General features: G+C 64.3%; 15 protein-coding genes. 12 read left to right on the top strand and 3 right to left on the bottom strand.

The window, feature by feature from the left end:
• Positions 1-72 precede the first annotated feature (72 nt).
• The gene (locus ACT2BZ_RS06310) at positions 73-1044 is read right to left on the bottom strand and encodes a tetratricopeptide repeat protein (protein ID WP_457941236.1); all 972 of its coding nucleotides are present in this window, start codon (positions 1042-1044) and stop codon (positions 73-75) included.
• Positions 1041-1700 (bottom strand): thiamine phosphate synthase, encoded by a 660-nt coding sequence (locus ACT2BZ_RS06305; protein WP_457939995.1) that lies wholly within the window; start codon positions 1698-1700, stop codon positions 1041-1043. The genes ACT2BZ_RS06310 and ACT2BZ_RS06305 overlap by 4 nt, the downstream gene beginning before the upstream one ends.
• A 179-nt stretch (positions 1701-1879) precedes the next feature.
• Between ACT2BZ_RS06305 and ACT2BZ_RS06300 the strand changes: the two genes are divergently transcribed.
• Entirely contained in the window at positions 1880-2653 is a 774-nt protein-coding gene (locus ACT2BZ_RS06300; protein WP_457939994.1) for a sulfite exporter TauE/SafE family protein, read from the top strand.
• Positions 2654-2703: 50 nt separating this feature from the next.
• Positions 2704-4344: an acyl-CoA synthetase gene (locus tag ACT2BZ_RS06295; protein ID WP_457939993.1), complete on the top strand. Its 1641-nt coding sequence runs from the start codon at positions 2704-2706 to the stop codon at positions 4342-4344.
• 29 nt (positions 4345-4373) lie between these two features.
• Here ACT2BZ_RS06295 and ACT2BZ_RS06290 read toward each other — a convergent pair whose 3' ends face one another.
• Complete coding sequence (locus tag ACT2BZ_RS06290; protein WP_457939992.1) at positions 4374-4925, bottom strand: DUF2269 family protein; 552 nt, start codon at positions 4923-4925, stop codon at positions 4374-4376.
• A 265-nt stretch (positions 4926-5190) separates the two neighbouring features.
• Here ACT2BZ_RS06290 and ACT2BZ_RS06285 point away from each other — a divergent pair, with 265 nt between their 5' ends.
• From ACT2BZ_RS06285 to tolB, 10 genes are all read left to right on the top strand, one after another.
• Positions 5191-5601, top strand: coding sequence for a hypothetical protein (locus ACT2BZ_RS06285; RefSeq protein WP_457939991.1), 411 nt, complete (start codon positions 5191-5193; stop codon positions 5599-5601).
• Between the two features lie 348 nt (positions 5602-5949).
• Positions 5950-6480: a protease adaptor protein RcdA gene (rcdA, locus tag ACT2BZ_RS06280; RefSeq protein WP_457939990.1), complete on the top strand. Its 531-nt coding sequence runs from the start codon at positions 5950-5952 to the stop codon at positions 6478-6480.
• Between the two features lie 121 nt (positions 6481-6601).
• Positions 6602-7111: a crossover junction endodeoxyribonuclease RuvC gene (gene ruvC / locus ACT2BZ_RS06275; protein WP_457939989.1), complete on the top strand. Its 510-nt coding sequence runs from the start codon at positions 6602-6604 to the stop codon at positions 7109-7111.
• 13 nt (positions 7112-7124) lie between these two features.
• Positions 7125-7745, top strand: coding sequence for a Holliday junction branch migration protein RuvA (gene ruvA, locus ACT2BZ_RS06270; protein ID WP_457939988.1), 621 nt, complete (start codon positions 7125-7127; stop codon positions 7743-7745).
• Between the two features lie 43 nt (positions 7746-7788).
• A complete protein-coding gene (ruvB, locus tag ACT2BZ_RS06265) occupies positions 7789-8829 on the top strand; it encodes a Holliday junction branch migration DNA helicase RuvB (RefSeq protein WP_457939987.1) in 1041 nt (346 codons plus the stop codon).
• A gap of 4 nt (positions 8830-8833) precedes the next feature.
• Positions 8834-9304, top strand: a complete 471-nt coding sequence (ybgC, locus tag ACT2BZ_RS06260; RefSeq protein ID WP_457939986.1) for a tol-pal system-associated acyl-CoA thioesterase — start codon at positions 8834-8836, stop codon at positions 9302-9304.
• A 228-nt stretch (positions 9305-9532) separates the two neighbouring features.
• Complete coding sequence (gene tolQ, locus ACT2BZ_RS06255) at positions 9533-10243, top strand: protein TolQ (protein WP_457939985.1); 711 nt, start codon at positions 9533-9535, stop codon at positions 10241-10243.
• 9 nt (positions 10244-10252) lie between these two features.
• Positions 10253-10708 (top strand): protein TolR, encoded by a 456-nt coding sequence (gene tolR / locus ACT2BZ_RS06250; protein WP_457939984.1) that lies wholly within the window; start codon positions 10253-10255, stop codon positions 10706-10708.
• Between the two features lie 3 nt (positions 10709-10711).
• Positions 10712-11773 carry a hypothetical protein gene (locus ACT2BZ_RS06245; RefSeq protein ID WP_457939983.1) on the top strand — a complete coding sequence of 354 codons (1062 nt, stop codon included), beginning with the start codon at positions 10712-10714 and terminating at the stop codon, positions 11771-11773.
• 38 nt (positions 11774-11811) lie between these two features.
• A complete protein-coding gene (gene tolB, locus ACT2BZ_RS06240; protein WP_457939982.1) occupies positions 11812-13128 on the top strand; it encodes a Tol-Pal system beta propeller repeat protein TolB in 1317 nt (438 codons plus the stop codon).
• The last annotated feature ends 137 nt before the right edge of the window (positions 13129-13265 follow it).

The raw sequence follows: 13265 nt of genomic DNA, 5'->3' as shown, positions 1-13265 counted from the left end.
ACATAAAATGCGCGGGTAGGCAAGAGACGACGCTCTCCGGCGCCGTCGCCGGCACGTCCGCCAACGGGGAATCTAGCGCAGCCGGTTGGCGCGTTCCAGCGCCTGCTTCTGCTCTTCGTCCGTCAGGCCGCCGAGAAAATCGTTCATCTCCGGATCGACCAGTCCGGCGCGCCGCGCCAGGAAATACCAAGCGGCAGCATCAATGGCGTTCGGCTCGGTGCCGATGCCACCCCAGTAGAGCTTAGCCAGCCGGTTCTGCGCCGCGACGTTGCCGCCCTCGGCCGCGCGCTTGATCCAGCCGAAGCCTTCCTTCAGGTCGCGCCGGCCACCACGCCCCTCGACCAGCCAGGTGCCGAGATCGACCTGCGCGGTATCGAAATTCTGGCGCGCAGCGAGGACCAGCCAGCGCCGCGCCTCGACCTCGTCGAGTTTCCTGCCGCCGGCGCCGTTCGCGTAGATCTGTGCCATGGCGTACTGGGCATCGGCGAGACCGGCCTTGGCCGCCCGCTCGTAGTAGGACACCGCCTTGGCCATGCCCGTCGAGCCGGGTTCCCGGTCGACCAGGATCTGGGCGAAGTTGAACTGCGCGAAGCGGTTGCCCGCTGCCGCCGCGGCTTCCATCAGCGCATAGGCGCCCTGCGGGTCCTTCTTGACAAAACGCCCGTCGAGCAACAGCAGCGCATACTGAAACTGCGCCTCGGGCACGCCCTGCTCGGCGGCGCGCTGGTACCATTTCGCCGCCTCGGCCTCGTTGCGCTTGGTGCCAAGGCCGCGCGACAGGATCTCGGCTGCCAGCGTCTGCGCGGCCGGGTCACCGGCCTCGGCGCGCGGCAGCGCCAGGTTGAGGGCCGTCATGTAGAGGCCGCGCTGGAAAGCACCGTAGGCAGCATCGGCAGGCGGCGCGCCGAACCGCTCGGGGTCGACATTCTGCGCCAGAGGCCGCGCTTCGCCGGCCTTCGGCTGACCGTCGACGGCAAACGACTGTTCCGTGATGGCCAGGAGGGCCAGAACTGCAAGAACGGAGCGCACGGCCGGCACGATCAGACCTCGAAGCGAGGAGCGGTTTCGTCGAGGATGGCGTTGGCGCGGGCGATCGCTTCCTTCGGGTCGACGCCTTCGCCGAAGACTGCGCTCGACAATGCGACGAAATCCGCGCCGGTCGCGGCGACCGACTGGACGCTTGCGATGTCGGAGCCGCCAAGCACGATTACCGGGATTTGGATCATCTCTGCCCACCAGGCGCCGAGCGACAGGTTGCGGGAATGCGGCTCGGGCTTGTTGTCATAACCGAAGCGGCCAAAGAATATATAATCGGGACGCTCCTCACCGAGCTCCAGCGCATCGTCGCGCGTCTTGGCACCGCCGGCACCGACGGCGAGCTTCGGCTGGAAATGTCCGATCGCCTCGGCCAGCGCTTCCTTGCCGCCCTCGATGTGAACGCCGTCGGCCTTGACCCGTCCGGCGATCCGCGTGTCCTCGGCGATTATCGCCGCGATGTCCGCCTGCTGCGCCAGCGGCACGACGCTCTCTGCGAAGTCCTGGAAGCTCGCCTCGTCCATGCCGTTGGAAGGCAGTATGATCGACGCGACATCGCCGCCCGATATCGCCTCGGCAAACCGGCGGGCAAAGCCTGCGGAGGTCTCTCCGGGTGGGGCAATCAGTACGATGCGGCAGCGGTTCGGGGGCGTGGTCTGGTTCATTCTCGTCAATTCCGGATGGCGTTCGGCTATGCCGCGCGATGTTGGTTGGAATGCGGCATAAACGAAGCGGATCGGCTTGAACAGCAGGCGGCGCGCCACCTTGAAGCGAGATTGCAGTCGCGCCGCAGCGATTTTCGGTCTATTCCAGCCGCGACACTTCCTCGGATGCCCTTCCCTCGATGACTGGTCTTCTCGCCGATCCCTGGTTCTATGCGGCCGCCATTCCCGCGGTCATTCTTGTCGGCCTGTCGAAGGGCGGCTTCGGAGGTGCCGTCGGTTTCGTCGGCGTGCCGCTGATGGCGCTGGTGATGCCACCGGTTCAGGCGGCGGCCATCCTGCTGCCGATACTCGTCCTCGCCGACGTGGTTTCCCTGTGGACGTGGCGCGGCGTCTACGACCGCAAGGTACTGCGTTCGATGCTGCCCGGAGCCATGGTCGGCATCGCGGTCGGCTGGCTGACGGCGGCCGTCGTTACCGCCGGCATGGTGCGGTTCATCGTCGGGACGGTCGCGCTGGTCTTCGTGGCGCGCTGGGCCTATCAGCAATTCCGGCACGGCGCGCACCACGTCGCGGCGCCGAACCGGGCAGCGGCGCTCGGCTGGGGTACCGTTTCGGGCTTTACGAGCTTCGTGGCCCATGTCGGCGGGCCGCCCTTCCAGGTCTATACGCTGCCCCTGCGGCTCGACCCCAAGGTCCTGAGCGGCACTGCCGCCATCTTCTTCGCCATCACCAATGCCGTGAAGCTGATCCCCTATTTCGCGCTCGGCCAGTTCGACACGACAAACCTGACCGCCTCGGCCGTTCTGATGCCGATCGCGCCATTGGCGACGCTGGCCGGCGCCTGGCTGGTCAGGCGGATGAAGCCGGAGGTTTTTTATCCGTTCACCTACGCCACGGTCGCGCTGATCGCGGTCAAGCTGATATACGACGCGATGGGGGACTTCTTCGGATAATGACGCCGGCGGCGGCGCGTGATTATAAGGAAGAATCCGGGGAGGAGATCATGGCAAACCAGTACGAACAAAACCTCGACCGTCAGCCGGCGAACCACCAGCCACTGACGCCGATCAGCTTCCTAGAGCGCGCATCCAGGACCTACCCTGATCATGTCGCCGTTATCCACGGTGACCGCCAAATGACCTACCGCGACTTCTGGAGCAGGTCTCGGCAACTAGCATCGGCGCTGGCCCGGCATGGCATCGGCAAGGGCGACACGGTGACGGTGATGCTGTCCAACACGCCGCCCATGCTCGAGGCGCATCACGGCGTGCCGATGGTCAAGGCGGTGCTGCATTCTCTGAACACCCGGCTCGACGCCGCGATCATCGCCTTCCAGCTCGACCATGCCGGATCGAAGATCGTCATCGTCGACCGCGAGTTCTCCGGCGTGATGAAGGAAGCGCTTGCGCTCGCCAAGGTTCGGCCGACGGTGATAGATTACGACGACCCGGTCTATCCGGCCGATGCGCCCTATCCGAAAGGCGAGAGGATCGGCACGCTGGACTACGAAGCTTTCCTCACGGGCGGCGACCCCGACTTCGCCTGGTCCATGCCGGACGACGAGTGGGATGCGATTTCTCTGAACTACACCTCGGGAACCACCGGCAATCCGAAAGGCGTGGTCTACCACTACCGCGGTGCCGCGCTGATGGCCTACACCAACACGATCCATGCCGGACTCGGCAAGCATGCCGTCTATCTGTGGACGCTGCCGATGTTCCATTGCAACGGCTGGTGCTTTCCCTGGACGCTCGCCGTGCAGGCGGGCACCCATGTCTGCCTGCGCTGGGTGCGGGCAAAGCAGATGTACGACGCCATCGCCGATCACGGGGTCACGCATTTGTGCGGCGCGCCTATCGTGATGTCGGTGCTAATCAATGCTCCTGCCGGCGACAAGCGCGACTTTCCCCAGGCCGTCACCTTCAACACGGCGGCTGCACCGCCGCCCGAGGCCGTGCTTACGGGCATGGCCGATGCAGGCTTCGCAGTGACCCATCTCTACGGCCTGACCGAGACCTACGGGCCGGCGGTGGTCAACGAATGGCACACCGATTGGGACGCACTCGACAAGGGTGCGAAGGCAAGCAAGAAGGCGCGGCAGGGCGTGCGCTACGCAGCGCTCGAAGGGCTGACCGTGATGAATCCGGAAACGATGCAGCGGACACCCGAGGATGGCGAGACCATCGGCGAGGTAATGTTCCGCGGCAATATCGTGATGAAGGGCTACCTGAAGAACAAGCCGGCGACGGACGAGGCCTTTGCCGGAGGCTGGTTCCATTCCGGCGATCTCGGGGTGATGCATCCCGACGGCTATATCCAGCTGAAGGACCGCTCCAAGGACATCATCATCTCCGGCGGCGAGAACATCTCGTCGATCGAGGTCGAGGAAGCGCTCTACAAGCATCCCGCCATCGCCTCGTGCGGCGTGGTCGGAAGGCAGGACGAGAAATGGGGTGAGGTGCCGATCGCCTATGTCGAGCTGAAGCCCGGGGTCTCCGCGACGACCGACGAGATCGTCGGGCATTGCCGGACGCTGCTTGCCCGCTTCAAGTGCCCGAAGGACATCATCTTCGCAGAGATACCCAAGACCTCGACGGGCAAGATCCAGAAGTTCAAGCTGCGGGAGCTGGCGAAGGCGGGCTAGGCCCGCCATCCCCCAGCCCGGGCCGCGGTTCAGGCGCCGACAGGCGAGGCCTGACGTTGCGGGGCGAAGGCCGTTACCGTGCCGAGCACCAGCACCAGGAGCATCGCTGCGAGGATGGCCGTGTCCCCGCTGGTCGGCTTCAGCACCATGTCCGCCACGATGATCAGCATCACGGCATAGTCGAAGCGCGCCACCCTGAGGATGCGCCTGCCCTCCATCAGAACCGCAGGGGTCATGCCCTCGCGTGCGATGATCTCGCCCATCCGGTCCGCAGTCGGCTTGAAGATCAGCGTACCGACAAGGAACGTCGTGGCGTAGCCGGCGAGCCCGATTACCACCCACAATTGGGTGAAGCCGACCCAGAACCAGCACATGATGAGGCCAAACAGGAGCGTCAGCACGGAGGCCGGCATGAACAGGCGGTTGCCCAGTTCGCCGACCGCGCCCATAGCGCTCAGCGTCCGCCCCACGTCGCCAGCCATGTCGGCGCGAACGGCAAGCAGCATCAGGGCAAATCCGCCGCCCACCCATAGCACTGCGGCTGCGACATGCAGGAACTTAACAAGCGAGTACCAGTCCATTTCAATTCCCTTCGAAGAGCGAGGACGGCCCCGGGCCGCCAGACGGCGGTGGACTAGCATCGGTGCCGTAACGGGGAAGTGTTGCAGCGCGAGCGGCTTGGTTTCCGCCCTGTTTCCTCGGGACAGAAAGCGCTTCGGTGGACCGGCGGTGGCGTTGTGTAACAACTGCGGCGACCGTGCGACATGATGGGGAAACGGTGTAGAATGATGCAGTGCTCGACGGCACCGAGGGGGTCGGTTGTCGCGGTACTCAAGGAGATGTCCCATGCAAGGCGTTGCACGCAATTTCTTCACGCTGGCAATCGGTTACGCAATCGTCGGAATGCTGCTGGGCCTGTCGATGGCGATGAGCCACGACCACGCCCAGATGCCTACTCACGCTCACATCATGGTGCTCGGCTGGATCATGTCGTCGGTCTTTGCCTTTTTCTACCATCTGGTGCCCGCAGCAGCATCGCGGCTGGCGACGGTGCACTTCTGGCTTTCCGGCATCAGCGGGATCGTGCTGGTCGCTGGCCTGTTCATGATGATCGGCGGGAATCCGTCCATCGAGCCCGTCGTGGCCGTGGCGTCGATGGCCTTCTTCGTCGGCATGTTGCTGTTTGCCTGGATCGCGCTCGGAACGATGTGGAAGAGCACCACCGTCGCTTCGCCGCGGAATGCCGCTGCAAGTTGAAGCAAACAATCACGGGAGCGTTAACCGTCCATTAAGCTTTACGGGCGTTTACTGTGTGCATCCAGTGATCTGGATTCTTACCAAGTGGCTGGAGCCACTTCGTTTGACGCCTCCCTGTTAACTCCTGAGAGCCGCATCTGCGGCTCTTTTTTTGTCTCGAGCCGCAGCAATGCGGCATGGAGGGCCGGAGCGGGGCACCGCGCCATTAACCTTTTATTAAACATAGGCTTGCCTTGAACGGCTCCGAAGCGCATTTTCAACCTCCTTGCTGTAGGCGTCAGGGGCAGCTAAACGCGGTCGCCGACGAAGCCGGGAACAGTTCGCGACGAGAGCGTGGGGGCGTAAAGTATGAGCGAGCCATCGAGGGACGGTGCCAACACCATCAAGCTCGCGGAGCGCCGTGTCTTCACGCAATCCTTCAAGCCGCTCTACGACGAGGGCATGGGGCTGGTGGAGCAGGCGGCCGAGTATCTCGACGGCAAGGGCCGCCTTGAAGCCAAGAATCTTTCTCGTCTGGCCGCGACCCTCTATGCAGCCGAATCGATGCGGCTGACGACGCGCCTCATGCAGATTGCCTCCTGGCTGTTGCTGCAGCGTGCCGCCAACTCTGGTGAAATGAGCCGCGACCAGGTCGCGGCCGAGAAATCCAAGGTACGGCTCGACACCGCGTCGGCTAATGCAGAGGCCGCCGGCTGGGACGAGCTTCCCGGAGATTTCGTCGCTCTCGTGCGCCATTCGCTCAATCTGCAGTCGCTGGTGCGGCGGATGGATGACGAGATCTACGGCAAGAACGCCATGGCTTCGGACGGCTCCGCGCCGGCACCCAACCCGGTTTCCGATCAGATCAGCCTGCTCAACACGGCCTTCGCGCGCGGCTGAGACCTTGCAGGCGCACTTGCTGCACCGGTTATCCCCCGCCAGGTGATGCCGACAACACGCTCTGTTGCCGGTTTGTTCACATTTCACTGGCATCGATTCGGCGGAAAGGTAGAGTTCCGCGATGGATCACGCGATTCGCATCATCGGCATCGACCCCGGCCTCCGCAGGACCGGCTGGGGCATCGTCGAGACGCTCGGCAATTCGCTGCGCTTCGTGGCTGCCGGAACCGTCAAATCCGACGACAAGGCGCCGCTGGCGCTTCGCCTTTGCCAGATTCACGACGGCCTGAGCGCGGTCATGCGGGCCCAAGCGCCGGCCGAGGCGGCCGTCGAGACGACCTTCGTCAACAAGGATGCGGTGGCGACGCTGAAGCTCGGCCAGGCGCGCGGCATCGCCATGCTGGTGCCGGCGCTTGCCGGTCTCGCGGTAGCCGAGTACGCGCCGAACGCGGTCAAGAAGACCGTCATCGGTGTCGGGCATGGCGACAAGCGGCAGATCCACATGATGGTGAAAGTGCTGATGCCGAAGGCGGTTTTTGATTCGGAACATGCAGCCGACGCGCTGGCCATCGCGATCTGCCACGCGCATCACCGGCAGAGCCCAGCCGCCAGGCTGGCCGCCATGGCGTGAGGAGCCAAGCGACATGATCGGCAAGCTGCGCGGCACGCTGGACGAGATCGGCGAGGACTACTGTACCGTCGATGTCGGTGGCGTCTTCTACGTCGCCTATTGCTCGGTACGGACGCTGGCCTCCCTGCCAGGGCCCGGCGAAACTGTGACGCTTTTCATAGAGACCTATGTGCGGGAGGACATGATCCGGCTCTACGGCTTCAAGACGTCGCTCGAGCGCGACTGGTTCAGGCTGCTGCAGAATAACGTTCCGGGTGTCGGCGCCAAGGTTGCCCTGGCGATCCTGTCGACACTTGCCCCGGCCGACCTGGCCAATTCGATCGCATTGCGTGACGTCGCAACGGTCAGCCGCGCGCCGGGCGTTGGCAAGAAGGTTGCCGAACGCATCGTCACGGAGCTGAAGAACAAGGCGCCGGCCTTCGCCGGAGAGGCGTCGGGAACGATCGGGCTGAAGCAGGAACTGGGCGAGGGCGTGGCGCCAGCGCCGATCTCCGACGCGGTCTCGGCGCTGGTCAACCTTGGCTATTCGCGCGACATCGCCGCCAACGCTATCGCCGCTGCATTGAAGTCTGCCGGCGAGGATGCCGATTCCCCCAAGCTGATCCGTCTCGGTCTGAAGGAACTGGCGCGCTGAGCACCGCCTTGTCACACGAATCCCTGCATGTAAAGAGAGACCGATGAGCCTCTCCCCCCGCATCATTACCCCCGAACTGCGCGGCGAGGATGCCGATGTCTCCCTGCGGCCACAATCGCTGGACGACTTTGTCGGCCAGGCAGCCGCGCGCGCCAACCTCAAGGTCTTCATCGAAGCGGCCAAGGGGCGCGGCGAGGCGCTCGACCATGTCCTGTTCGTCGGTCCTCCCGGCCTCGGAAAGACGACGCTGGCGCAGATCATGGCCAAGGAACTGGGCGTCAATTTCCGCGCTACCTCCGGCCCGGTAATCGCAAAGGCCGGCGATCTCGCGGCCCTGCTCACCAATCTGGAGGAGCGGGACGTCCTGTTCATCGACGAGATCCACCGGCTGAACCCGGCGGTGGAGGAGATCCTCTACCCGGCTATGGAGGATTTCCAGCTCGACCTGATCATCGGCGAGGGGCCTGCCGCCCGGTCGGTCAAGATCGACCTTGCCAAGTTCACGCTGGTTGCCGCCACGACGCGTCTAGGCCTGCTGACCAATCCGTTGCGCGACCGTTTCGGCATTCCGGTGCGGCTAAACTTCTATTCGGTCGAGGAACTGGAGAAGATCGTGACACGCGGCGCCCGCATTCTCGGCATGCCGCTTGGCGATGACGGCGCGCTGGAGATCGCGCGCCGGGCACGCGGTACGCCCCGCATCGCGGGCAGGCTGCTGCGGCGCGTGCGCGACTTCGCCTCGGTCGCCGGTGTCGACCACGTCTCGCGCAAGGTTGCCGACGAGGCGCTGCTGCGGCTTGAGGTCGATGCGCTGGGGCTCGACCAGCTCGACCGCCGCTATCTCGGCATGATCGCCGGAAATTTCGGCGGTGGACCGGTCGGCATCGAGACGATCGCGGCGGGCCTCTCGGAGCCGCGTGACGCCATCGAGGACATCATCGAGCCATTCCTCATCCAGCAGGGCTTCATCCAGCGCACGCCGCGCGGTCGGGTGCTGACGGCAAACGCCTGGAAACATCTCGGGCTCGACGCGCCGGCAGACCTTGCGCAGCAGCAGATCAACCTGTTCCAGGAAGAGGACTAACTGCATGGCCGACGCCGCCGATCCATTGTTGACCGGGTTGTCGGGCGCCCTGACCCCTTTCGGCCACCGGCTTATGGCGCGCGTCTACTACGCCGATACGGATTTCTCAGGTGTCGTCTATCACGCGCGCTACCTTGAATTCTTCGAGCGCGGGCGCTCGGATTTCCTGAGGCTGGCTGGCGTGCATCACGCTGAACTGGCCGGCGGCAGCCGTGGCGAGAAGATCGTCTGGATCGTGCGGCGCATGGAGATCGACTTCGTCCGGTCGGCGCGCATGGACGACATCCTGACGATCGATACGCGGACCGAGAAGATTTCGGGCGCCCGCATCACCATGGCCCAGGAGCTGAAGCGCGGCGATGAGGTCCTGGTGACGGCGCGTGTAGAGGCAGCCATCATCGGCGAACAGGGGCGCCCGCAGCGTTTTCCGAAGGAATGGATCGCCGCCTTCATGCCCCGCGAATCCGGGGCCTGACGCAGTTCGGCGTCACAAATCCTAACTCATCATTAACCATAACGGTCCATGAAGAAGTTGGTGAGATTTGTCGGCGTTCCAGCGCCTTCGTTTCACCAATATCTGCCCCGAAAAGGCCGCAACCGCGCATTTTCGGGCGACTCCCGGACGCTTCCCGCTGCCGGACCTTACGGAATTCGCGCTAGGGGCCAGCCGAGAGCCACGCCCAGTATCTTTTAAGGACCTCGCATGGAAAACCTTCCTCTCGCCGAGCCCGGCGTTCAACTGTCGATCTGGGCGCTGTTCGCCCAAGCCGGCTGGGTCGTCAAACTGGTGATGATCGGCCTGCTCTGTGCATCGATCTGGACCTGGGCCATCGTCGTCGACAAGCTCATCGCCTATGCGCGCATGCGCTCGTCGCTCAATCGCTTCGAACAGACCTTCTGGTCCGGGCAGTCGCTCGAGGAGCTCTACAAGACACTGTCGGAGCGCAAGACCAGCGGCATGGGCTCGATATTCGTCGCCGCCATGCGCGAATGGAAGAAGAGCTTCGAGAAGGGCGCCAAGTCGCCACTCGGCCTGCAGACCCGCATAGACAAGGCGATGGACCTTGCCCTGACACGCGAAATGGAACGCCTCGAGGGACGTCTCGGCTTCCTCGCCACCATCGGCTCGGCGGCCCCGTTCATCGGCCTGTTCGGCACGGTGGTCGGCATCATGACCTCCTTTCAGGCCATCGCCGGTTCGAAGTCGACCAACCTCGCCGTCGTGGCCCCCGGCATCGCCGAAGCGCTGCTCGCCACCGCGATCGGCCTGCTGGCGGCCATTCCCGCGGTCATCGCCTACAACAAGCTGTCGTCCGACGCCGGCAAGATCGGCATGCGCATGGAGGGCTTCGCTGACGAGTTCTCCGCCATACTCTCGCGCCAAATCGATGAAAAAGTCGCGCAGAAGGCTTGAGGAACAACCATGGGAATGTCGCTAGGGACGGCAGGACGGGGTGGGCGCGGCCACAGGCGCCGCGGCCGCCATCACGGCCTGATCTCCGAAATCAACGTCACGCCCTTCGTCGACGTGATGCTGGTGCTCCTGATCATCTTCATGGTCGCGGCGCCGCTGCTTACCGTCGGCGTGCCGATCGACCTGCCAGAGACCCAGGCCAACGCGCTGAACTCGGAAACGCAGCCGATCACCATCTCGATCAACGAGGCGGGACAGATCTACCTGCAGGAGACCGAGATTCCGCTCGACGAGGTCGTGGCCAAGCTGACCGCTATCGCGGCGGCCGGCTACGAGGAGCGCATCTATGTGCGCGGCGACAAGACGGCTGACTACGGCACGGTGATGCAGGTCATGGCGCGCATATCGGCGGCGGGCTTCCGCAACATCGGGCTGGTGACCCTGCAGGAACAGAGCGACCGATAGGGAATGAAAGCTGGGCTGACGACATCGCTGGTATTGCACGCGACGCTGCTTGGCTTCGGGCTGTTTTCGCTGTCGGCTCCGCGCGCCTTCGAAGTCGCAGACGTCGAGTCACTGCCGGTCGACATCATCCCCGTGGAATCGATCACCCAGATCCAGCAAGGCGACAAGAAGGCGACGGTCAACGAAAAGCCGGCACCGGTCCCGACAAAGCGGCCGGACACCGTGCCCGACGCCGAAAAGGTCGGCGAGGCGATGGTCGACACCGACAAGAAGGCGACGCCCGAGGAACGGCCGAAGCCGGTAGAGGCGGCCGCAGTTCCGGCACCGTCTCCAAAACCCGAGCCCAAGCCTGTCGAAGAAGCCAAGCCTGAGCCGGTCAAGCAGCCGGAACCGAAGCCCGCCGCGGTGCCGGCGACCGAGGTGACGCCCGAGCCGCAGCCCAAGGAAGAGGTCAAGCCCGACCCGGTTACCGAGGCAATCGCTGCCGCCGATACAGGCGCCGAGCCGATCGAGTTGCCGACCGAGGCGCCGGCCCCCGAGGCCAAGCCGCAGCCACCAAAGGCGCAGACCGCAAAGGCCCCTGACCGCAAGGATGCTGAGAAGCCGGTCAAGCAGGCTGCGTCCAAGCCGAAGTCCGACGAGAAGGAATTCGATGCCGACGAGGTCGCCGCGCTTCTCAACAAGCAGAAGCCGTCCGGCGGCGGCGCCAAGCGCTCGACCGAGACGGCCTCGCTGGGCGGCGACAAGACGACGGGTGGCTCGAAGCTCTCGCAGAGCGAGATGGACGCGCTTCGCGGCCAGGTGCAGCGCTGCTGGAACATTCCTGCGGGTGCCGCGGATGCCGGGAACCTTCGCGTCTCGGTGAAGTTCAAGCTGGACCGCAACGGTTCGCTGGATGGCAGCCCCGAAATCATCAGCGGCGGCGGGTCCGCCGGAGTCGAGCGCGCTGCTGCCGAGGCCGCGCGCCGTGCCGTCGCTCGCTGTGCACCTTACAATCTCCCCGCCGACAAGTACGACGCCTGGGCGGACGTCATTGTCAATTTCGATCCGAGCGAGATGTTCTAGACGTCCGTTTGCCGATCAGTCCCCGAGAGGTTTTGTGAATGAAGATTCTGCTCCGAACGATTCTGCTGGCTGGCGCCATCGCTGCCGGGATGAATGCTGTGGCGACCCTGCCCGCCCGCGCGCTGGTCGAGATCGACGTCAACAAGGGCAATGTCGAGCCGTTGCCGGTTGCCGTCACCGATTTCTTGTCGAGTGACGGGCTCGGCGCCGAGATCACGGGCATCATCTCGGCCGACCTGAAGCGCTCCGGCCTATTCGCGCCGATCGACAAGGGCGCCTTCATCGAGAAGATTTCCAATCCCGACGCCGCCCCACGGTTCGAGGACTGGAGGGTGATCAACGCACAGGCACTTGTCACCGGCCGTGTCACGCAGGAGGCGGACGGCAGGCTGCGGGCAGAGTTCCGGCTCTGGGACACTTTCGCCGGCGAGCAGCTGGTGGGCGAGCAGTTCTTTGCCAACAAGGCGAATTCCCGCCGTGTCGCGCATATCATCGCCGATTCCATCTACGAGCGGCTGACTGGCGAGAAGGGATATTTTGACACGCGCGTGGTGTTCATCGACGAATCCGGGCCCAAGAACCAGCGCAAGAAGCGCCTGGCGATCATGGACCAGGATGGCGCCGGTGTGCGCTATCTCTCGGATGGCAGTTCGCTTGCCCTGACGCCACGGTTCTCGCCGAGCCGGCAGGAAATAACCTACATGTCCTATGAGAGCGGCCAGCCGCGGGTCTACCTGCTGCAGATCGAGACCGGGCAGCGCGAGCTTGTCGGCAATTTTCCGGGCATGACCTTCGCGCCCCGCTTTTCGCCGGACGGCCAGAAGGTCATCATGAGCCTGCTGCGCGACGACGGCAATTCGAACGTCTTCGCCATGGACCTGAGAAGCCGGACCACCACGCGGCTGACGAATTCCAACTCCATCGATACGTCGCCTTCCTATTCGCCGGACGGCGGACAGGTGGTCTTCACGTCCGACCGCGGCGGCCAGCCGCAGATCTACGTGATGGGTGCCGACGGCTCGAACCAGACGCGAATCTCCTTTGGCGGCGGCAGCTATTCGACGCCGGTATGGTCGCCGCGCGGCGACCTTATCGCCTTCACCAAGCAGACCGGCGGCGAGTTCCAGATCGGCGTGATGAAGACGGATGGTTCGGGCGAACGCATCCTGTCCTCCGGGTTCCAGCAGGAGGGCCCGACATGGGCGCCCAACGGCCGCGTCATCATGTTCTTCAGAGAGGCCGCCGGTTCTGGCGGACCGCGCCTCTACTCGATCGACCTGACGGGGCGAAACGAACAGGCTATTCCGACCGCCAATTTCGCGTCGGATCCCGCCTGGTCGCCACTTCTCGAATAGGTAAAATCTTAACCATCCCGGTCCTGGTCATCACAGCGCCGCGTTTCGGCCCTATTTCCGCCAACGCGCGGCGAGCATTGTAAAACCCGGGTTTGACCTGCCACGGACGGGCGGCAGGCACGAAATGTTAACCATGT

The organism is Mesorhizobium sp. 10J20-29, assembly GCF_054130485.1.
The sequence above is the reverse complement of the archived record's forward strand: the minus strand, read 5'-3'. Positions and strand labels throughout refer to the sequence as shown.

Coding starts and splice junctions, on each gene's coding strand:
- ACT2BZ_RS06305 (WP_457939995.1), bottom strand. CDS start 1,700: ATGAACCAGACCACGCCCCCGAACCGCTGCCGCATCGTACTGATTGCC.
- ACT2BZ_RS06300 (WP_457939994.1), top strand. CDS start 1,880: ATGACTGGTCTTCTCGCCGATCCCTGGTTCTATGCGGCCGCCATTCCC.
- ACT2BZ_RS06295 (WP_457939993.1), top strand. CDS start 2,704: ATGGCAAACCAGTACGAACAAAACCTCGACCGTCAGCCGGCGAACCAC.
- ACT2BZ_RS06290 (WP_457939992.1), bottom strand. CDS start 4,925: ATGGACTGGTACTCGCTTGTTAAGTTCCTGCATGTCGCAGCCGCAGTG.
- ACT2BZ_RS06285 (WP_457939991.1), top strand. CDS start 5,191: ATGCAAGGCGTTGCACGCAATTTCTTCACGCTGGCAATCGGTTACGCA.
- rcdA (WP_457939990.1), top strand. CDS start 5,950: ATGAGCGAGCCATCGAGGGACGGTGCCAACACCATCAAGCTCGCGGAG.
- ruvC (WP_457939989.1), top strand. CDS start 6,602: ATGGATCACGCGATTCGCATCATCGGCATCGACCCCGGCCTCCGCAGG.
- ruvA (WP_457939988.1), top strand. CDS start 7,125: ATGATCGGCAAGCTGCGCGGCACGCTGGACGAGATCGGCGAGGACTAC.
- ruvB (WP_457939987.1), top strand. CDS start 7,789: ATGAGCCTCTCCCCCCGCATCATTACCCCCGAACTGCGCGGCGAGGAT.
- ybgC (WP_457939986.1), top strand. CDS start 8,834: ATGGCCGACGCCGCCGATCCATTGTTGACCGGGTTGTCGGGCGCCCTG.
- tolQ (WP_457939985.1), top strand. CDS start 9,533: ATGGAAAACCTTCCTCTCGCCGAGCCCGGCGTTCAACTGTCGATCTGG.
- tolR (WP_457939984.1), top strand. CDS start 10,253: ATGGGAATGTCGCTAGGGACGGCAGGACGGGGTGGGCGCGGCCACAGG.
- ACT2BZ_RS06245 (WP_457939983.1), top strand. CDS start 10,712: ATGAAAGCTGGGCTGACGACATCGCTGGTATTGCACGCGACGCTGCTT.
- tolB (WP_457939982.1), top strand. CDS start 11,812: ATGAAGATTCTGCTCCGAACGATTCTGCTGGCTGGCGCCATCGCTGCC.